General features: G+C 70.8%; 18 protein-coding genes. 10 read left to right on the top strand and 8 right to left on the bottom strand.

The window, feature by feature from the left end:
* Window positions 1–2: 2 nt before the first annotated feature.
* From Aau02nite_RS09040 to folP, 4 genes are read right to left on the bottom strand one after another with little or no spacing between them, the layout of a single operon-like run.
* Complete coding sequence (locus Aau02nite_RS09040; protein ID WP_212987923.1) at window positions 3–482, bottom strand: DUF3180 domain-containing protein; 480 nt, start codon at window positions 480–482, stop codon at window positions 3–5.
* 35 nt (window positions 483–517) lie between these two features.
* Window positions 518–1,045, bottom strand: coding sequence for a 2-amino-4-hydroxy-6-hydroxymethyldihydropteridine diphosphokinase (gene folK, locus Aau02nite_RS09035; RefSeq protein ID WP_212987853.1), 528 nt, complete (start codon window positions 1,043–1,045; stop codon window positions 518–520).
* Window positions 1,042–1,401 carry a dihydroneopterin aldolase gene (folB, locus tag Aau02nite_RS09030; RefSeq protein WP_212987852.1) on the bottom strand — a complete coding sequence of 120 codons (360 nt, stop codon included), beginning with the start codon at window positions 1,399–1,401 and terminating at the stop codon, window positions 1,042–1,044. The genes folK and folB overlap by 4 nt, the downstream gene beginning before the upstream one ends.
* The gene (gene folP, locus Aau02nite_RS09025; protein WP_212987922.1) at window positions 1,398–2,225 is read right to left on the bottom strand and encodes a dihydropteroate synthase; all 828 of its coding nucleotides are present in this window, start codon (window positions 2,223–2,225) and stop codon (window positions 1,398–1,400) included. Before folP ends, folB begins: the two co-directional genes overlap by 4 nt.
* Window positions 2,226–2,614: 389 nt before the next feature.
* Here folP and Aau02nite_RS09020 point away from each other — a divergent pair, with 389 nt between their 5' ends.
* The 7 genes from Aau02nite_RS09020 to Aau02nite_RS08990 all read left to right on the top strand — a co-directional run bounded on the left by Aau02nite_RS09020 (window position 2,615) and on the right by Aau02nite_RS08990 (window position 11,419).
* On the top strand, window positions 2,615–2,908 hold the full coding sequence (locus tag Aau02nite_RS09020; RefSeq protein ID WP_212987851.1) for a hypothetical protein: 294 nt from the start codon (window positions 2,615–2,617) through the stop codon (window positions 2,906–2,908).
* Window positions 2,909–2,923: 15 nt separating this feature from the next.
* Complete coding sequence (locus Aau02nite_RS09015; RefSeq protein WP_125811387.1) at window positions 2,924–3,286, top strand: hypothetical protein; 363 nt, start codon at window positions 2,924–2,926, stop codon at window positions 3,284–3,286.
* Window positions 3,287–3,530: 244 nt separating this feature from the next.
* Entirely contained in the window at window positions 3,531–7,148 is a 3,618-nt protein-coding gene (locus Aau02nite_RS09010) for an ATP-binding protein (protein ID WP_246595014.1), read from the top strand.
* A 1-nt stretch (window position 7,149) separates the two neighbouring features.
* The gene (locus Aau02nite_RS09005) at window positions 7,150–9,114 is read left to right on the top strand and encodes an MFS transporter (protein ID WP_212987850.1); all 1,965 of its coding nucleotides are present in this window, start codon (window positions 7,150–7,152) and stop codon (window positions 9,112–9,114) included.
* A 6-nt stretch (window positions 9,115–9,120) separates the two neighbouring features.
* Window positions 9,121–9,672, top strand: a complete 552-nt coding sequence (locus tag Aau02nite_RS09000; protein ID WP_212987849.1) for a hypothetical protein — start codon at window positions 9,121–9,123, stop codon at window positions 9,670–9,672.
* A complete protein-coding gene (locus Aau02nite_RS08995; RefSeq protein ID WP_212987848.1) occupies window positions 9,669–10,820 on the top strand; it encodes a M23 family metallopeptidase in 1,152 nt (383 codons plus the stop codon). Before Aau02nite_RS09000 ends, Aau02nite_RS08995 begins: the two co-directional genes overlap by 4 nt.
* A gap of 11 nt (window positions 10,821–10,831) precedes the next feature.
* Window positions 10,832–11,419 (top strand): hypothetical protein, encoded by a 588-nt coding sequence (locus tag Aau02nite_RS08990; protein ID WP_212987847.1) that lies wholly within the window; start codon window positions 10,832–10,834, stop codon window positions 11,417–11,419.
* A gap of 4 nt (window positions 11,420–11,423) precedes the next feature.
* Here Aau02nite_RS08990 and Aau02nite_RS08985 read toward each other — a convergent pair whose 3' ends face one another.
* Window positions 11,424–11,960 (bottom strand): hypothetical protein, encoded by a 537-nt coding sequence (locus Aau02nite_RS08985; RefSeq protein WP_246595010.1) that lies wholly within the window; start codon window positions 11,958–11,960, stop codon window positions 11,424–11,426.
* Between the two features lie 155 nt (window positions 11,961–12,115).
* Here Aau02nite_RS08985 and Aau02nite_RS08980 point away from each other — a divergent pair, with 155 nt between their 5' ends.
* The 3 genes from Aau02nite_RS08980 to Aau02nite_RS08970 are packed head-to-tail and all read left to right on the top strand — an operon-like array spanning window position 12,116 to window position 15,651.
* Window positions 12,116–14,701, top strand: a complete 2,586-nt coding sequence (locus Aau02nite_RS08980) for an FtsK/SpoIIIE domain-containing protein (protein ID WP_212987846.1) — start codon at window positions 12,116–12,118, stop codon at window positions 14,699–14,701.
* Window positions 14,698–15,378, top strand: coding sequence for a hypothetical protein (locus Aau02nite_RS08975; protein ID WP_212987845.1), 681 nt, complete (start codon window positions 14,698–14,700; stop codon window positions 15,376–15,378). Before Aau02nite_RS08980 ends, Aau02nite_RS08975 begins: the two co-directional genes overlap by 4 nt.
* A 12-nt stretch (window positions 15,379–15,390) precedes the next feature.
* The gene (locus tag Aau02nite_RS08970) at window positions 15,391–15,651 is read left to right on the top strand and encodes a hypothetical protein (RefSeq protein WP_212987844.1); all 261 of its coding nucleotides are present in this window, start codon (window positions 15,391–15,393) and stop codon (window positions 15,649–15,651) included.
* Between the two features lie 120 nt (window positions 15,652–15,771).
* Here Aau02nite_RS08970 and Aau02nite_RS08965 read toward each other — a convergent pair whose 3' ends face one another.
* Genes Aau02nite_RS08965 through ftsH form a run of 3 tightly spaced genes read right to left on the bottom strand, consistent with a single transcriptional unit; the run spans window position 15,772 to window position 18,903 of the window.
* Complete coding sequence (locus Aau02nite_RS08965; protein WP_212987843.1) at window positions 15,772–16,173, bottom strand: RidA family protein; 402 nt, start codon at window positions 16,171–16,173, stop codon at window positions 15,772–15,774.
* A gap of 28 nt (window positions 16,174–16,201) precedes the next feature.
* A complete protein-coding gene (gene folE / locus Aau02nite_RS08960) occupies window positions 16,202–16,873 on the bottom strand; it encodes a GTP cyclohydrolase I FolE (RefSeq protein WP_438841115.1) in 672 nt (223 codons plus the stop codon).
* A complete protein-coding gene (ftsH, locus tag Aau02nite_RS08955) occupies window positions 16,870–18,903 on the bottom strand; it encodes an ATP-dependent zinc metalloprotease FtsH (RefSeq protein WP_212987842.1) in 2,034 nt (677 codons plus the stop codon). The genes folE and ftsH overlap by 4 nt, the downstream gene beginning before the upstream one ends.
* Between the last annotated feature and the right edge of the window lie 124 nt (window positions 18,904–19,027).

The raw sequence follows: 19,027 nt of genomic DNA, 5'->3' as shown, positions 1-19,027 counted from the left end.
GATCAGGACCGTCCGGCCTGCTGTCCCGGCCCTCCGCCGTCCTTGTGATCGGGCTTCTCCGGCACCCGGCAGGAGCGTTCCAGCCACAGCGCCGCGCCGACGAGCGCGAGCGCCGCTGCCACCCCGGCGGTGGCAGCCGGGACGTCGTCGCGGGCAGCCCGGGTCGGCTCCAGCGCCAGCCAGGCCAGCAGCCCGGCCGAGAAGCCGCCGAACAGTGCGCCGGCCAGCGACGACGCCTTGGCCAGCACCGCGAACCGGGCGACGGCCAGCGGGTCGACCCGGCCGGCGCCGGGCTTGCGCTGGATCCGGGCCGCCGTGTTCTGCGCGAGGGTCGCCTCGATGACGGCCAGCGCGCCGAGCACGATGATCGGCAGCCAGGGCAGCCGGGGCATCTGCGCGTACAGGGCGCTCAGGAGCAGCCAGCCCACCGCGGCGGCGGCCAGCCCGGCGACCACCAGGACGGACAGGCTGGTCGGACGCATCGACGGATCGGGTGCGCCACCGCCGGGGTTACTGCTCACTCTGGTGACTCTAACGGCAGATCGGGTCGCGGGGTCAGCGCGTTCGCGTCGGCGGTGAGCTCCGGGGCGTTCAGCAGGTCGGTCACCCAGCCGTGCCCGGGCAGCTGGGCGTAGGGCTGCAGATCCAGCCACGGCTTGAGCACGAACGCCCGCTGGTGCGCCCGGGGGTGCGGCAGGGCCAGCTCGGGATCGTCGCTGAGCACGGGGGTGCCGTCGTCGTGCCACACCGCGATCACGTCCACATCCAGCGTGCGGGGGCCGAAGCGCCGCTCCGGATCGCGGACGCGGCCCGCCGCCTCCTCGACCGCGCGGACCCGGGTGAGCCAGCCGGACGGATCCGCTGCCGGGTCCACGGCCAGGACCGCGGCATTCAGGTACGCCGGCTGGTCGACGTCACCCCAGGGCGGCGTCTCGTAGACCCCCGAGACCAGGACGACGCTCTCGCCGAGCTGCTCCACGGCGGCTCTGAGGTATGCGTACCGGTCGCCGAGGTTGCTGCCCAGCGAGAGGATCGCCCGGGTCATCGGGTCCGCCGTACGGTGACCGCCACGTCGGCGAACTCGAGCGGGATCGGCGCCTGGGGCTTGTGCACGGTGACCGTGGCCGCGGTGACCCGGGCGTCCGCCAGGCATACCGCCGCGAGCCGCTCGGCCAGGGTCTCGATCAAATTGACCGGCTCGCCGGCGATCACTTCGGCCAGGCGACCGGCCAACTCGCCGTAGTGGACCGTGTCGGTGACATCGTCGCCGGCCGCCGCCTTGGCGAGGTCCAGCTCGAGCTCGACGTCGACCACGAAGTCCTGGCCGTCGCGGCGCTCGAAGTCGAAGACCCCGTGGTGGCCCCGGACGCGCAGGCCGTGCAGGGAGATGCGGTCGCTCACGGCGTACCCCCGGTTGTTGATCTTGAAATGCGCGGGCTGCCGGTGGCGCGCCACACGGCCAGGGCGTCGACGGTCGCGCGTACGTCGTGCACCCGCACCCCCCACGCCCCGGCGGCCACCGCGAGCACCGACGTGGCGATCGTCGCCGCTTCGCGGCCGTCCACCGGCCGCGGCTCGCCGTCCGGCCCGGCGAGCAGCCGGCCGAGATACGTCTTGCGGCTGGCCGCGAAGAGCACCGGATGACCGAGAGCGATCAGCTCGTCCAGGTGCGCGCTGAGCGCCCAGTTGTGCTCGGGGCGCTTGGCGAAGCCGATGCCGGGGTCGAGGATCAGCCGCCCGGGGTCGACGCCCGCGGCGACCGCGGCGTCCACCCGCTGCAGCAGCTCGGCGCGGACCTCGGCCACGACGTCGTCGTAGTGCGCCAGGTCGAGCATCCGCCGGGAGTGCCCGCGCCAGTGCATGAGGATCCACGGGCAGCCGGCCTCGGCCACCACGGCGGCCATGGCGGGGTCGGCCAGCCCGCCGGAGACGTCGTTGACCACCACGGCCCCGGCGGCGAGGGCGGCGGCGGCCACCTCGGCCCGGGTGGTGTCGATGCTCAGCGGCACGCCCGCGCCGGCCAGGGCCCTGATCACCGGAAGCACCCGGGCGATCTCGGTCGGACCGTCCACCCGGTCGGCCCCCGGCCGGGTGGATTCGCCGCCGATGTCGATGATGTCGGCTCCGTCCCGGCGCAGCGCAACGGCGTGCTTGACAGCGGCGTCGACATCGGCATACCGGCCCCCGTCGGAGAAGGAATCCGGGGTCACGTTGAGGACGCCCATCACGACCGGGTGATCTTGCTGCAGCAGCGGATCGCCGCTGACCTGCGCGGTCGTTGCGCTACCGGTCGGCTCAGTCACGAGAAGAAGGTACCGGGCCTCGCGCTTTAGTACATGTGTTCGATGCCACGTGACTCATCTTCAGTCATGTCTTTACCTTGGGTAACGAATCAGGCAGCTTGTAGGTAAGAAGTACGGCCCGTACTCTTCGGAACTGGGCATCATTGAAGGACCGAAGAGAGCAGACGGGCTTTGGGTAGGACAGGAGCGCCCTGACCAGCTCACTCGACGCGGTGAGCTGGAAGTAGCACCATATGGGCGTTGCCGTCAGCGAGGCTTTACAACTGCAGTGTGCTCGGCGCCCTCACGCCGGGCACCCGGGAGGTTTACCGATGATCGCCACAGAGATCGCCACGCAGGTCGCAGCGGCCCTGCAGCAGAGCACCCTGGCCGCCCCCGAGCCCAAGGGCATCAACACCGAGGGCGTCGTCACCTTCTTCGCGAGCAACATCGCGCCGATCCTGCTCGCCGTCCTGGGCATCATCTTCATCGGCCGCGCCAGCCGCGGCGAGATCTCGAAGGTGCTCACCAGCTCCGCGATCGCCATCGTCGGCCTCGCGTTCATCGCCGGTGCCGCGACGTTGTTCTTCGTCGGCGACTACCTCATCAGCCTCATCTTCGCCTGAGCCGCGGGCGGACACATGCGGCTGCGCACCGATGACGACATCTACCGGGCACGCCTTGTCTATCTGGGCCCGCCCGGATACACGCTGCCCATGCACCTGCCGTATGCGCAGTATGGGATGTTCGTCCTACTAGTGCCTTTGTTCGTTTTTCTGCACTACCTCATCACGTTCGAGATCGACGCCTTCCCCGCCTGGGAGATCGCGCTGGCCATGGTCACCACCTCCTACGTGTTCCGGCACGTCGACCCCGACCGCCCGGCCCGGATGGTCATCCGCACCGCGCTCACCGACTGGCGCCGCACCCGCGAGCCGGCCGTCGAACAGCGCGACCCGAGACTCGTCGCCACGCGCATCAGGGTTCGGGAGGAGTTGGTATGACCAGTTTCGCCGCTCTCATCGCATGCCCGAACGGGGCCCGTTCATGACCGCTACCCCACCGCCCGGGCATTCCCGCGCGGACTCGTCGCTTCCGGGCAGGCAGAGTAACGCTGTGCGATCGGATAATCACTCTCCGGAGGAAGGTCTCGAGCAGGTGCCGGGCCCGGGCCACGGTGCCGTCGCGGTCTTCCAGGCCCCGCAGCCGGTACGCCCGCGCACCAACGGCGCTCCGCCGGTCGACCCGATGGACATCGATTCGCCGTTCCTCGATCTCTTCGGCGGCACACCGGCCCAGCCGGCGGCACCGGCCGCCGAGCCGGAGCCGCCCGCCGACGACCCGGACGTGGACTTCGACTTCGGGTTCGACTTCGACGGTGCGGACGCGAACCGGCAGACCTCCGCACCTCCGGCCGCACCGACCAGCCCGGCCTCGGCGCCCACCAGCTTTGCCGCAGGGCCCGCCGGGACCTCGTCGGCTCCCGCTGGGTCCACGTCGGCCTCAGCAGGCCCCTCACCGGCTTCCGCCGGCCCGGATTCGGGCATTGGCGAACCCACGCCGCGCCCTGCTGCATCTGGCTCAGGTTCTACCGGGTCCGTCTCGGGTCCCGGTGGATCCGTCTCCGGTCCCGCTGGATCTGCCTCAGGTTCCGCCGGGGGCGTGTCGGGTGCTGCTGGGTCTGCGGCGGCTTCTGACGGGTTCGTGCCGGCTTCCAACGGCTCTGTTTCGGCTCTGACGGGTTTCGGGGCGGGCGCCCGGGGTGCGGCCCCCGGTCCTGACGGGACTGCGCCGGCATTCGCCGAGCCGGCCTCCGGCATCAACGGGCAGCCGTCCGGGCATAACGGGCAGTCTTCCGGTCACGGTGGGGATTCGGCGATCGCGTTGCCGCCCGTTCCGTCGTCGAATGGTGCCGGGCCCGGCACTCCGCCGGCCGATGCGCCGGTCTCGCCCTTCATGCGGGCGCCGAGCGGGCCGCAGGCCGATTTCTACGACGAACGCCAGGCGCCCGAGTCCGACTTCGAGGACTGGCCGGAGGAGATTCAGCCCGGCGCCTACCCGGCGACCGCGCCAGTGCAGTCCCCGCCCCTGTGGCAGACCACGGCAGCTCCCGGAGTGACTCCCGTGGCCGCCGTCGAGGCGTACCACCCGGCTGCGCCGGCCGAGGCCGACGCCCGCGCCGACCTGCCCGCGCCGATGCCGGAGAAGGCTCCGGCCAAGCGCCGCGGCCGCCGCAAGGAGCCGGCCAACCTGCCGGCCGTGCGGCCGAAGAAGAACGAGGTCAAGGCGGCGCCGCTGCGCCCGCACAAGCTCAAGTTCAGCGACCGCGACCCGTCCATCGAGCTGGAGATCAGCGAGATCGCCGGGCACCTGACGTTCACCCAGAGCACCGTGACGGCGTGGTATTCGCTGCCCGAGGTCCGCTGGGCTTTCCGGCCCGACGCCGAGCGCGAGGCGCTGCTCTCCGCCATCTCCGAGCAGTACGCGGGCCTGGCCGGCTTCCGGCTGCACCTACGGCGCACCAACCGGCCCTTCCCGGCCGACGAGTGGGCCCGCACAGTCGACTCGCACACGGCCAAGCCGCTGCCCGACGTCGCCGGCGCCACGTCCTGGTCGGACCACCTCGTGGCGGCGCAGCGGCACCTGCTCTCGGTGAACCACGCCGAGGGCCAGACCTACCTGGGCGTGACGTTCGCACGCCGCTCGCTCGGCGACACCTTCTCCGAGCGCATCCTGCGGATGTTCGGAAAGGGCACCTCCGACGGGGAACGACGCAAGCTCGGCCGCACGGTCGAGCAGTTCGACGAGGTGCTGAACGCGTTCGGTATGCGTGGCCGGCGGGTCACTCCGCAGGAGCTGGAATGGCTGCTGTTCCGCTCGGTCGCGCTCTGCATGTCCCCGCCCGGCCCGCTGTCGCCGATCTCGAACGGCCACTGGGAGCGCGGTGACCTGCTCGCCCTGACCGAGCAGGTGGAGCGCTACCGCACCCCGTACGGCTCGACGGTCAAGCTGGTCAACCGGATGACCGGCGAGGAACGGCACGTCGCCGTGCTGTCCGTCGGCCGGATGGAGCCGCTGGAGATCCCGGAGAAGCACGAGCCGTGGATGCACTTCCACGAGCGGCTGCCGTGGCCGATGGAGCTCTCCTCGCGCATCGACATCCTCGGCTCGAACAGTTCCTTCAAGAACCTCGAGCACCGGCTCCGGATGATCCGCTCGCAGCAGCTCGACTACGCCGAGCACGGCATCGACGCCCCGCCCGAGCTGGAACGCCTGGCCAAGCGCGCGCTGGTCATCGGCGACGAGATGACCACCGGCCTGCCGGTGGAGTCGGCCCGCGCGCACGGCTGGCACCGGATCGCCGTCGGCGGCCGCACCCGCGAGGAGTGCCTGGAACGGGCCCGGCGCCTGATCCAGCTCTACTCCCGCGAGCTGCGCATCTCGCTCCAGCACCCGAAGAACCAGGACCAACTGGCCCGCGAGTTCATCCCGGGCGAGCCGATCGCCAACACCGGCTACGTGCGCCGGATGCCGGTGAAGCTGCTGGCCGCGGCGCTGCCCCAGGCCGCGTCGACGGTGGGTGACCGGCGGGGAGACCTGATCGGGCGTACGTCGGGAACGTGCCGCCGGCCGGTCTTCCTGGACCTGCACTTCCCGATGGAGGTCCGGGAACGCTCCGGGCTGGGCGTGCTGGTCGCGGAGCCCGGTGGTGGCAAGTCCACGCTGATGGGCGCGCTGGGCTACCTGAACGCGCGCCGCGGTGTGCAGGTGACCCTGCTCGACCCGTCCGGCCCGCTGGCCCGGCTGTGCGCGATGCCGGAGCTGCGGCCGTACTCGCGGCTGCTGAACCTGACCGGCTCGGAGCAGGGGACGCTGGCGCCGTACGCGCTGATCCCGACCCCGGTCCGCAGCGAGTTCGCGGCCGGCGCCGGCGGCGACCGCGAGTACGAGATCGCTGTCTCCAACGCCCGGGCCGAGCGCCGCATGCTGGTCCAGGACATCTGCTCGATGCTGGTCCCGCCGCAGGTGGCCAAGGAGGCGTCCACCGCGACGCTGCTGCGGCACGCGGTCCGCCAGGTGCCGGCCGAGGAGACCTCCACCCTCGACGACGTGATCGCCTGCCTGCAGGGCCTGGACGACGACGGCAAGGAACTGGCGAACCTGCTCCTGGACACCGCCGAGATGCCCCTGGCGCTGCTGTTCTTCGGCCGCCCCCCGGCGCATCTGCTCAGCGCGGACTCGGCGCTGACGGTCATCACGATGGCGGGCCTGCGCCTGCCGGACATGAAGATCGAACGCGAGTACTGGTCGGCCGAGGAATCCCTGGCGCTGCCGATGCTGCACACGGCCCACCGCCTGGCCGTCCGGCGCTGCTACGGCGGCTCGATGGCCTCACGCAAGATGGTCGGCCTGGACGAGGCCCACTTCATGGAGGGCTGGCGCTCAGGCCGGTCGTTCCTGGTCCGCCTGGCCCGCGACTCGCGAAAGTGGAACCTGGCGGCGTTCGTGGCCTCCCAGAACCCCCGCGACATCCTCGGCCTGGACGTGCAGAACCTGGTGTCGACGGTCTTCGTGGGCCGCATCGCCGAGGACCAGGAAATCGCCTCGGAGGCGCTACGCCTGCTCCGGGTCCCGGTCCACGACGGCTACGAGGCGACGCTGGCCTCCCTGTCGCAGGCGGACACCTCGTCGTCGGCCCGCCTGGGCTTCCGCGAGTTCGTGATGCGCGACGTCGACGGCCGGGTGCAGAAGGTCCGGGTGGACGTGTCGTACGTCGACGGCCTGCTGGACTACCTCGACACGACCCCGGCGGCCGCGAAAGCGACGCCGACGGCGATTCCGTCCTTGTCCGACCTGGAGGTCTGAGATGGTTCGGCGGGGATGCGCGCTGGTGCTGACGATGCTCGTGGCGGTGGTGGCGAGTATCGGCTGGGCGGTCGCCGCACCATCCCCTGCCAGCGCCGGGCCACTACAGGCCCCAGGCGGCGCCTGCAGCGTCGAGGAATGGAGCAACGACCTCAAAGGGTGCGTCGCCCGGCTCACCGTCGAGGTCGAGGAGGGCGCGACCTGTCTCAAGGCGCCCACGCCGAGCGCCCCGAACTCCGGCTTGGCCGGCTGGTTCGCTGAGCGGCCCGCCTCGTCCAAGCTGAATGGTCCTCAGGGCATCTACAGCCAGTACGGCTACGCCGGTTACACGTTCTCGACCTATGACCAGGCCGGTGGTTGCGCCTCCGCACTGGTGGAACCGGCGAGCAAGTTCGAGACCACGGTGGCCAACGGCGAGTTCATGATTGCCACCGCGGTCGTCGGCGCTTCCAACGCTCTGCGGGAACGGGCATGGGACCCCCAGGCTCTGTGGGGCTGGGCGGACCCGCTCGTCGATCAGGCCACCAAGGCGGTCTACGAGAAGGTCTTCAGCGTCTTCGGCGTCATCACCCTCGCTGTGGTCGGTCTCTACCTGATCTGGCGGTCGCAGCAGGCCGACATGGGCGCGGCAACGACGACAGCCGGCTGGGCAATCCTGATCATGGTCGCCGTGACTGCCATCGCCGCATGGCCGGTCAAGTCGGCGAACATCGCCGACCAGAGCTTGATCACCACCCTAGGTGTGGTGCACGACGCCGTCGGGCCACGGGCCCAGAACCTTCCCGCCGACAAGTGCGACAACCCCACGCCTGGCGCATGTGACGACAATCGGCCGCCGGCGGTTCGCGCCAGCGACACCGTCACGGAGACGATGCTCTACCGCAACTGGCTCCGCGGCGTTCTCGGCTCCGCGGACAGCCTCACGGCGCAGAAGTACGGCCGGGCGCTCTACGACGCACGTTCCTTCACCTGGGATGAAGTGCAGAAGATGCGCGACAACCCGGACACCCGGCAGCCAACCATCTCCGCAAAGAATGAGCAGTGGGAGAAGGTCGCCGAGACGATCAAGACCGAGGATCCGGAGGCCTACGAGTACCTCCAGGGCGCCAACGGCATGGACCGGATCGGTGCCGGGTTCATCGCTGTGCTGGCGGCCTTCATGTTCGCCATGTTCGACCTGACCGCGTCGCTGCTGGTCCTGCTCGGCTTCCTGATCTTCCGCTGGGCGGTCATCGCCGCACCGATTCTGGGCACGGTGGGCCTGCTGCGGCCGGCCAGCTCGGGCATCCGCCGCCTCGGCAACGCCGTCGTCGCGGCCATCTTCAACATCGCCATCTTCGGCACCGGCGCCGCTATCTACCTCTTCGCCGTGGACCTGATCATGAATACCGCCAGCCTGGCAGGCTGGTTGCAGGTCGTTCTGGTCTGGCTGGTCGGCGTGGTCGGCTGGCTGCTGCTGCGGCCGTACCGGCGGATCACCCAGCTCGGCGGCAAGGACGGCACCGCCGCCATCACCTCCGCCGGCTCGTGGCATCGCCGGTTCTTCCGGGACATGCGGGAGGCCGCCAAGCTCGACGTGGCCGAACCGGGCGGCACGAACGAACCCCTCATCGGTAAGGGCCGCACCGTCTACGTCGACCAGAGCAACCTGCGGCCCGAGGCCCGGTTGGAAGATCCCTCGCACGGTTCGGCCGGGCGTGGCGCCCAGACGCTGGTGCCGGACCGCGGCAGCGCGGCTCCGACGGTGCGGCCGGACGGCAACGAGACGATCCGCGAGAGTACTGAGCCGGGCGACCGTGCTCCGGTCCCGGTGACCGCGTCCGCGATGCGGCAGCGCCGGTCGGCCACCTGGACCGAGCCGGATGTGGCTGAGCGGCCCGCCTCCTTCGCCATCTACCGGCCGGAGACCGGGAGCACGACCCGGGAAGAACCGGCGTCCCCGCGGGTACGCACCGAGGCGAAGTGACCGCCGATGCCGAGATTGCTGGAACGAAGCCTCACCGGACTCTTCCGGTCCCGGTGGGGCGTCGCCCTGGTGATAGCCGTGCTGGTACTGGCAATCGTCGGGGTCGGCCGGATCTTCTCCGACGGCAATACCGCTGCCCCAATCACTGACCGGGTCCCGCCCGGCCCGACGGCGTCGATCGACCCGAGCCACGACGATGACGGCGTCATCGTCGACGATGACGCGCCGCCGTCGCCCACCACCAGCCCGGGCAGCGCCGAGCCCGAAGCGGTCGCGTACGCGTTCGCTGCGGCCTGGGTGGACCACAAGAACGTCTCCGCGGAGACCTGGCACGACGGGCTCGTGCCCAACACGACTCAGGATCTCGCCGCCGAACTGAACGGGGTCGACCCGGCCGACGTGCCCGCCGACAAGGTCGTCGGCCGGCCCACCCTGGTACCGATCGGCGACGGCCTCGTCAACGCGGTCGTGACGGTCAACTCCGGAAAGCTGACGCTGCAGTTGGTCGCCCCGGACGGGCGCTGGCTGGTGGACGACGTCGATTGGGAGGGCTCGTGAACCTGCCGCGGCCGCGTGGGGTGGCTTTGCTCGTCGCCCTGACTGCCACGCTCGCGCTGCTCTGCTGTGGGGGTGCCGTCAGCGCGCTGCTGATGGGCGAGTTCGACGACCCGGCGGAGGAGAACCTCAGTCTCCTCAGTGCGAACTGCGGCGCGGGCGGTCCGATCGATCCGGAGGACGAACTGCCCGATATCGGGCCGTACAACGCCGAGCAGGTCAAGAACGCGGCGATCATCATCAGCGTCGGCAAGCAACTGAAGCTGCCTCCGCGGGCCTGGGTGATCGCGGTGGCGACGGCGATGCAGGAGTCCAATCTGCGCAACCTCGGTCACCTCGGCAAGCGGAACGACCATGACTCACTTGGCCTGTTCCAGCAGCGGCCGAGCAGCGGCTGGGGCTCGCCGGCTCAGGTTACGGACCCGGTCTACGCAGCGACCAAGTTCTACGGCAAACTGCGGAAGGTCAAGAACTGGGACAACCTGGCGCTGACCCGGGCCGCCCAGCGGGTGCAGATCAGCGCCTATCCCGGTGCGTATGCCAAGCACGAGCCCCTCGCCACTCAGATCGTGAACATGCTCGCCGACGGCGCGGCGAACGCGGTCGGAAACTCGCTCGCCATGACCTGCCCCGAGATCGGCGAGGTGTCCGCTTCCGGCTGGACCAGCCCGCTCGCGGCCAGCGGCAAAGGCTTGAAGCGAAGTCAGAAGATGGTTGTGGGTTCTGGCTTCCGCACCGCGAGCCGGCCGCGCCACCAGGGCGTGGACCTGATCATCGGCACCGGCAACCCGGTGCGGTCGGTCGCCAGCGGGGTCGTGTCCCGGATCAAGTGCGACGAGACGTTCAGCGGGAGGAAGGACTGTGATGTGGCTGGCTACCCCGGCAAGGGGGGCTGCGGCTGGATGCTGGAGATCCGGCATCCCGGCAAGATCATGACCCGCTACTGCCATCTGGTCCGCCGGCCGAGTGTGCAGGTGGGCGAGAAGGTCGTCGCCGGTCAGGTCGTGGCGACCAGCGGCAACAGCGGTAACTCCTCGGGCCCGCACCTGCACTTCGAGGTGCACCTCAACAACGACCGGTCCAGTGCCAGTGCGGTGGATCCGGTGCAGTTCATGGCCCAGCGTGGCTCACCCCTGGGTGCGTCGCAGTGACCGGTGGTGCGATGCCCGACCCGTTCACCGGCTCGGAGTGGACTCCGGACCCGCCACGACCGGTCGTGCCGACGGCGGCGATCATGGCCGGCCAACTGCGGGGCCGTCGGGTGCTCATCGGGCTGCCCGGTCACGGCTGGCGTGGTGACCTGCGGGCCGATGAGAAGGTCGTGCAGGGCAGCAGGACCTATGTGCCGGTGATGCCGGAGGCCGAGTGGTATCGCGCCGAGGCGGAGCAGACAGAGGTCTTCGCGCCGCTGGTTCCGGTCGAGCGGGTGTGGGTCGAGGAGCTCGGGATGGCGGCCCTCAACGCGGCACCCGGCGACGTCGTGTCACGCCTCGTGTCGCTCGACGAGCCTCCGCGCCGGAATCCGGTCGCCGCGCTGGACGCAGCCGCTCTCACCGGACGGCGGGTCGTCCAGCTGCTGGAGGACGGTGGTGAACGGCGAGATCTGCGGGCGGTCACCGAGTTGCACACCAGCGACGAGGGTGACATCTGCGCGCGCGTGACGACCGAACTGGACTGGTACCGCTGGGGGTGGAGCGGCAGGGCGCCCCGGACGCTCGAGGTGCCGGTGCACCTGCTCTGGGTCGAGTAGCTCGCTACGGCAGCTTGGCAGAGCTGCAAACCCGCCAGCCGTCATCATCGATCAGCGAGAAGGACCACGGCTCCGAGCTCCGGCTCCGCGCAGTCCCGCCTGAGGACCCGGTGATGAGGAGGTCAGTGGTGACCGTCCGACGGCCCTCCTCGGAGCCGGAAACCGTCAGTGTGCTCCAACTGACGCTGACGTTGACATCAAACTCCTTCTCCCGCGCGACCAGATCCGTGCGCAGTGTGGAGATGGCCGCGAGGTCCAAGCCGTTCTTGCAGGTGAAAAGCTCAGCCTCCTGATCATCACGGTTGACCAGATAAGCCCTCAGGAACTGGTCGACCACTGCGTCGGGGGCTGCCCGTTCGATTTTGGTGGCCTCGTCGTAGAACGAGATGAACACGCCGATTCCGCCCAGGCAGAGCAGTGCCATGATTCCCGCCGCCATCGCCAGGATCAGCCGGAGGCGCCGGTTTCGTGGCTTTCCCGCGGCGGGTGCCGGACCCGGCGGTGGCACCACCGGTGGCGGGGTCGGGTTCGGGGGCTGCACCCCTATCAGGTTAGTGCGTTCCGCTGTGGACGTGCGGTTGGCAGCCCGCCGGGTGGGTCGCTCTGCCCGTACTGGGAGAATTGCGCATCGGCTGCGCAACGGCATCCCCCGGCCGGTGCAAGGTACGGTTTGAGCGCACAGACGGAGGTGAGGCGGTGGAGTCGACGCGGCGCATCGATCAGGCCGCTGCCATGCACCGCCAGGCGGAGGCCACCGCCGAGGCGGCTGCCGCGGCCCTGGAGTCGCAGGCGCCTTCCGCTGCCGACCCGCTCGAGCAGCATCATCTCGCCGAGGAGTTGCGGGCCGCCGCGAGTGAGCTGGCTCCCGGCTGGCTCGGTGCGCCGCTGGACGCGCAGTCGGCGACCACTCCACTGGGTGGCTCCTATCCTCCGCAGTTCGTGCGGCTCGGGATGGCGCAGCCGCTCGACGACGCGCGCTTCCCGGCCGTGATCCCGCTGCTCGGCACCGGGCATCTCACCGTCGACGCGGACGCCCGCGACCCGCGGGTCGCCGGGCTGTTGCGCTGCCTGCTGCTGCGCCTGCTGGCTGCTGCGCCTGCCGGGTCGCTGCTGGTCCGCGCCGTTGACGGTACGGGCGGAGGCACCGTCTTCTCCCCTTTTGCGGCACTCGCCGACGCGGGTCTGCTGTCCCCGACCGCCACCGACCGCGCGCAGCTGCGGGACGTGCTCACCGAGGCCGAGAAGTGGCTGCGTCCGGTGCGGGGTGGCGCGGTCCGCCGGGGCCGGCGGGACCGGATGATGCTCCTGGTCATCGCCAGCCTGCCCGAGCTGACCGAGGGCGCCGACCTGGTCCGGATCGCCGCGCTGGCGCAGCAGGGGCCGGAGTCCGGCCTGCACCTGATCGTGGCCGGCTGGCCCCCGCCGCCGCTGACCGCCGAGACGACCCAGGCGCCGCTGCCCCGCACCACCCAGGTGTCGCTCCGCAATCCGTACGCGGTGGTCGGCGACCCGCCCGGCGTGACGTTCGGGTCCATCCCGGAGGCCCTGTGGCTCAACGCCCCGGTCTTCCTCGACGACGACCCGCCGCCGCACCTGGTCGACGCGGTGTGCCGGGAGCTGGCCGCGCACTCGGCCGCCGCTTCGCAGGTGACGCTGGCCGACCTGCTGCCGGATCCGGGTGACGAGATCTGGACCGGCGACGCCGCCGACGGGATCGGCACCACGGTCGGTCACGACGGCGACACGCCGCTGGTGTTGCGTTTCAACGATCTGACTCCACACTGGATGGTCGGCGGCCGGTCCGGCGCCGGCAAGACGGCCTTCCTGATCAACGTCCTGTACGGCCTCGGCACCCGTTACAGCCCCGACGAGCTGGGCCTCTACCTGCTCGATTTCAAAGAGGGCGTGTCGTTCGCCGAGTTCGTGCCCACCCAGCGGGACCGCACCTGGCTGCCGCACGCCCGGGCCGTCGGCGTCGAGTCCGACCGGGAGTACGGCCTGGCCGTGCTGCGCGAGCTGGACGCGGAGATGACCCGCCGCTCGGTGGCGTACAAGCGGGCCGGGGTGACCCGGTTCGCGGACCTGCGCGCGGTCGCCGCCGAGGAGGGCCGGGGCCGTCCCATGCCCCGCATCCTCTGCGTCATCGACGAGTTCCAGGTGCTGCTGGCCGGCAACGACCCGATGGCCGCCGAGGCGGTCCAGCTGCTGGAGTCGCTCGCCCGCAAGGGCCGCTCGTACGGCATCCACCTCATCCTGGCCAGCCAGACCGTGCTCGGCGTCGAGGCCCTGTACGCCAAACGCGACTCGATCTTCGGCCAGTTCCCGGTGCGGATCGCACTCCCGGGCGGCGGCGACGTCCTGGAGCCCACCAACGACTCCGCGGCCGGCCTGCCCCTGGGCACAGCAGTGGTCAACACGGCCGGCGGGCTCGGCGGCCCCCGGGGCGCCACCCGGGGCCACGAACGCATCGTGCGCTTCCCGGATCCGCACGCCGACCGGGCCGTGCTCAGCGACCTGCGGCACAAGCTGTGGGGTGCCCGCGACCCGGAGGCCACCCCGCCGCGCATCTTCGCCGGTTACGCCCGCCAGCACCTGGCTGACGACCCCACCTACCGGGCCGCGCTGGCCGGCCGCGGTGGACGCCCCGCGGCGCTGCTCGGCCGGGTCATCGACGTCGGCCTGTCGACCGCGGCGTTCCCGCTGGACTCGTCGCCGGGGCGGCACCTGGCGGTCTTCGGCTCGCGGCCGGACGGTGCCGAGGTGCTGGAGGCGGCGGCCCGCAGTGTCGCGGCGTTCCACTCACCCCGTACCACCAGGTTTGTCATCTCCTCGCTGGTCGCCGAGGGCGACGAGATCGCCAAGGCCCTCGCCGTCGAGATCGGCCACCGCCAGGAGGTGGTCGTGGTCGACGCGGCCGGCCTGGCCGCGGAGCTGGATCTCGAGCGGCCCGGCTACCGGGTGGTGTTCGGCATGGACGCGGTCAGCCCGGGAACGCTGCCGTCGCTGCGCCGGGTGCTGCGGGAGGGGCCGGGGCGGGGCGTGCACCTGCTGTCGTGGTGGCGCGGGTTGCGCCGGTTCAGCGAGGAGACGGGCGGCAGCGCGGGCCGGGAGGACGTGGCCGGCCTGATCTTCCTCAACGTGCCGCAGCAGGACGTCTGCATGATGGTCGGCAAGTCGCTGGACTGGCAGCCGCGGGAGAACCGCGCCCTGCTGCACGACCGGCACGCGGACCGTACGGTGACGATCGTGCCCTTCGTCGAGCCCGAGAGTGACCAGGCATGACCGAGCGCACCGACGGCTTCGACGCCGTTCCGGATCCGCACGGTGAGCCCGGGCCCTGGGCTGCCTATGTGGCGGCCGCGCAGCGACTCGACGCCGTCCGGCGGGCCGCCGCCTCGACCGCCGGCGAGCAGGCCGCCACCCTGCAGGCCGCGCAGCAGGAGCTGGCGTCGGTCCGAGCGAGACTGGCGCCGCAGCGTGCGCGGCTGGTGCAGGACCTGGGCGTCCCGGTGGCCTCGCTGACCGCCCAGCCCGGCGAACGTGCCCTGGCGGCACAGAGCGTCGCGGCCGGCCCGGAGGCGATCCTGGTGGCGCTGCGGCAGGCTCGCGGCACCGCGGACGCGGCCGACGCGGCCATGCTCAACGGTTCCGGACCGGCGGCGCCGTGGCGGCCGTGGGCGCGCAACCTGCTGGTGTACGGCCCGTTCGCCGCCGCCGTGCTGATCGTCCAGATCGTGCTCTACCTGATCGCACCGTCCGGCTCCCTGCCCACGTACGCGCTGCTGTGCGGGCTGAGCATGCCGTTGTTGGCGTTCGGGCTGGGCTGGCTGACGATCGGCTTCGTCTACGGCGGCGGCCCGGCGAAGGTGGACCGCACGCCGATCGTCGGCGCGATCGCCTGCCTGACGCCCGTGCTGCTGACCTGCATGGGTGTCGGTCTGCTCGCGTTCATCCGGTGAGAAGGGGCTGACATGGCCAGCGTCGAAGAGGTCAAGGCCAACGTGGCGGCGTCCGTGGACGGCACGCAGCGGGCGGTGGCGAGCATTCAGCAGGTCACGGACCAGCTCGACGACGCGCTGGCGCTGCTGCGGATGACGGCCATCGGCTCGTTCCATCCGTCGGTCGCCACCGCGATCGCCCAGCTGGAGCAGGCCCGGACCCGCCTGGACGAGGCCCAGACCCTGGCCCGGTCGGCGATGGACAGCGCCGACGCCTACCGCATGATCGTCTAGCGAGGCAGTCGCGGCGGCCGTGCGCCGTCCCGGCCTCGTCGCGCCCACGGGCGCGGCCGGCGCGACCGGTGCCGCCGGCGCGGCCAGTGCCCGCGGCGCGGCCAGTGCCGCCGGCGCGGCCTAGTCGGGCAGGGCCGCGGTGAGATCGATCTCGACGAGCTGGCCGCCGAAGCCGAGCGCCGCCACGCCCAGCAGCGTGCTCGCCGTGGTGAAGGCGGGTGCCAGCTCTGAGGCCATCAGCCTGTCCCATACGCCGGCCAGCACGGCCGATTCCGGGCTCACCACGTAGATCACCGAGCGGGCCACGTCCGCCGGCTTCGCGCCGGCCGCGGCCAGCACGGCCAGGCAGTTGGCGATGACCTGGTCGGTCTGCGCTTCGTAGTCGCCCGGGCCGACGATCCGGCCCGTGACGTCGAGGGGGCACTGGCCCGCCAGGTGGGCCAGGCGGCCGGCCGAGGTGATGGTGACGTGGCTGTAGCCGGGCGGCTCGTGGACACCGGCGGGGTTGAACTTCTCGAGCATCGCGCCAGTATCGCGAATCGGCCCGCGGTCAGCGCGCGTTTATCAGCGCCATCGCCTCGGCGCGGACCTTGCCGTCGCTCTGGCACGCGCCGCGGACGGCCGAGGTGACTGTGCGGGCGCCGACCTTGCGGATGCCGCGCATCTCCATGCACATGTGCTCGCACTCGAGCACCACGATGACGCCCCGGGGCGCGAGTTTCTCCATCAGCAGGTCGGCGATCTGCGAGGTGAGCCGTTCCTGCACCTGGGGGCGGCGGGCGAAGACCTCGACGAGCCGGGCCAGCTTGGACAGGCCGGTGATCCGGCCGTCGACACCGGGGATGTAGCCGATGTGCGCGACGCCCTTGAACGGCAGCAGGTGGTGCTCGCACAGGCTCATCAGCTCGATGTCGCGGACGAGCACGAGCTCCTCGTGGTTGGCCTCGAAGGTCGTGGTGAGGACCTTGGCCGGGTCCACCCGCAGACCGGCGAAGAGCTCCGCGTAGGCCCGGGCCACCCGGGCCGGGGTGCGCTGGAGACCGTCGCGGTCCGGGTCCTCACCGATGGCGATGAGGATCTCCCGGACCGCCTTCTCGATGCGGGCCAGGTCGACGGCCTGCTCGACCGGGGTACCGGTGAGCTTGCCGTCGACCAGACGCGCGGCGAGGTAGTCAGGCTCGTCGGAGTCGTTGGGCTCCGTCGAGCTGCCGTCGGTGATCAGTGGTTGCCTTCCACCGAGCCGTTCGGCGTGCTGCCCGCGTTCGGGTTGACGCCACCCACGGCGACCTGGCCGTCGGCTTCCGCCTGGGCCTTGAGCTTGTCCCGCTCAGCCGGAGTGAGGACCGGCGGCGCCTCGGACGGGAGCCGCTTGCCGAAGCCGTTGAACGGGGCCATCGGCGGCCGCTTCTGCACCCGGGCGCAGATGCGGTTCATGTCCTCCTGGGTGATGGTCTCCTTCTCGATGAGCTCGAGGACCATCGTGTCCAGGACGTCGCGGTACTCGACCAGGATCTCCCAGGCCTCGTCGTGGGCCAGCTCGATCAGGGCCCGGACCTCGGAGTCGATGTCGGCGGCGACCGCGTCCGAGTAGTCCTTCTCGTGACCCATGTTGCGGCCCATGAACGGCTCGTCGCCGCTGGTGCCGTACTTGACGGCGCCGAGCTTGGAGCTCATGCCGTACTGGGTCACCATGGCGCGGGCCAGGCCGGAGGCCTTCTCGATGTCGTTGCCGGCCCCGGTGGTGGGCTCGTGGAAGACGAGCTCCTCCGCCGCCCGGCCACCCAGCGCGTACGCCAGCGTGTCGATCATCTCGGCCCGGGTCTGGGTGTACTTGTCCTCGGTCGGCAGGACCAGGGTGTGCCCCAGCGAGCGGCCACGGGGAAGGATCGTCACCTTGTGCACGGGCGCGGAGTGCGGCAGCGCGTACGCCACCAGCGCGTGCCCGCCCTCGTGGTAGGCGGTGATCTTCTTCTCGTTGTCGCTCATCGCGCGGGAGCGCCGCTCCGGGCCGGCGATGACCCGGTCGATCGCTTCCTCGAGGAAGTGGTTCGAGATCGCGCGCTTCTCGTTACGGGCGGTGAGCAGCGCGGCCTCGTTGATCACATTGGCCAGGTCGGCACCCGAGAAGCCGGGCGTGCGGCGGGCCACCGAGTCGAGGTCGACGTCGGGCGTGAACGGCTTGCCCTTGGCGTGCACCCGCAGGATGGCCTTGCGACCCTCCATGTCCGGGTTGTCCACCGGGATCTGCCGGTCGAACCGGCCCGGGCGCAGCAGCGCCGGGTCGAGGATGTCCGGCCGGTTGGTGGCGGCGATGAGGATGACACCACCCTTGGTGTCGAAGCCGTCCATCTCGACGAGCAGCTGGTTGAGCGTCTGCTCGCGCTCGTCGTGACCGCCACCCATGCCGGCGCCACGGTGCCGGCCGACCGCGTCGATCTCGTCGACGAAGACGATCGCCGGGGCGTTCGTCTTGGCCTGCTCGAAGAGGTCGCGGACCCGGCTCGCGCCGACACCGACGAACATCTCGACGAAGTCGGACCCGGAGATCGAGTAGAACGGCACCCCGGCCTCCCCCGCGACGGCCCGCGCCAGCAGGGTCTTACCCGTGCCGGGCTGGCCGAAGAGCAGCACGCCCTTGGGGATCTTGGCCCCCAGCGCCTGGTACTTCGCCGGGTTCTGCAGGAAGTCCTTGATCTCGTGGAGCTCCTCGACGGCCTCGTCGGCCCCCGCCACGTCGGCGAAGGTCGTCTTGGGCATGTCCTTGGTCAGCATCTTGGCCTTGGACTTGCCGAAGTTGAGCACCCGGGAGCCGCCGCCCTGCATCTGCGACATGAACAGCAGCAGCAGGATGACGAGGATGGCGATCGGCAGCAGGTTGATCAGCAGGCTCAGCAGAATGCTGTCGCCGGAGACCTTGGCGTCGACAGTGCCGGTGATCCGGCCGGCGGCCTTGGCCTCCTGGACGTCGGCCCAGATCTCGTCCGAGATCTCGTACGGATACTGGGTCTCGATCTTGTCCGTGGACTTGCCGTCGAACCGCTCCGGTGTCGCCAGTTCGAGCTGGAGCGTCTGCTCCTTGTCCTCCTGGATGACCTTCTTGATGCCGGGCTGGTTGAGTCGCTCGAGGACGACGGAAGTATCAACTCGCTGGTAGCTCGGACCACTGGTGAAGAATGAGCTCAGCGCAATCGCACCGATGATCACCAGAATGATCCAGACCACCGGGCGGCGGAAGAAACGCGTACGTTCCATACTGTTGTCGGGCGCCTGACGCGCCCGGACCCTCCTGATCGGCGTCCTGGTCACCTGGGTTGACTTGCCTCCGCCGGCGGGTGCCGGTGAAGGCTTTCCCGCGGTGGAGACATCGCCGCATCGA

The organism is Actinoplanes auranticolor (assembly GCF_018332655.1).
In the GTDB taxonomy this organism is placed as follows: domain Bacteria; phylum Actinomycetota; class Actinomycetes; order Mycobacteriales; family Micromonosporaceae; genus Actinoplanes; species Actinoplanes auranticolor.
The sequence above is the reverse complement of the archived record's forward strand: the minus strand, read 5'-3'. Positions and strand labels throughout refer to the sequence as shown.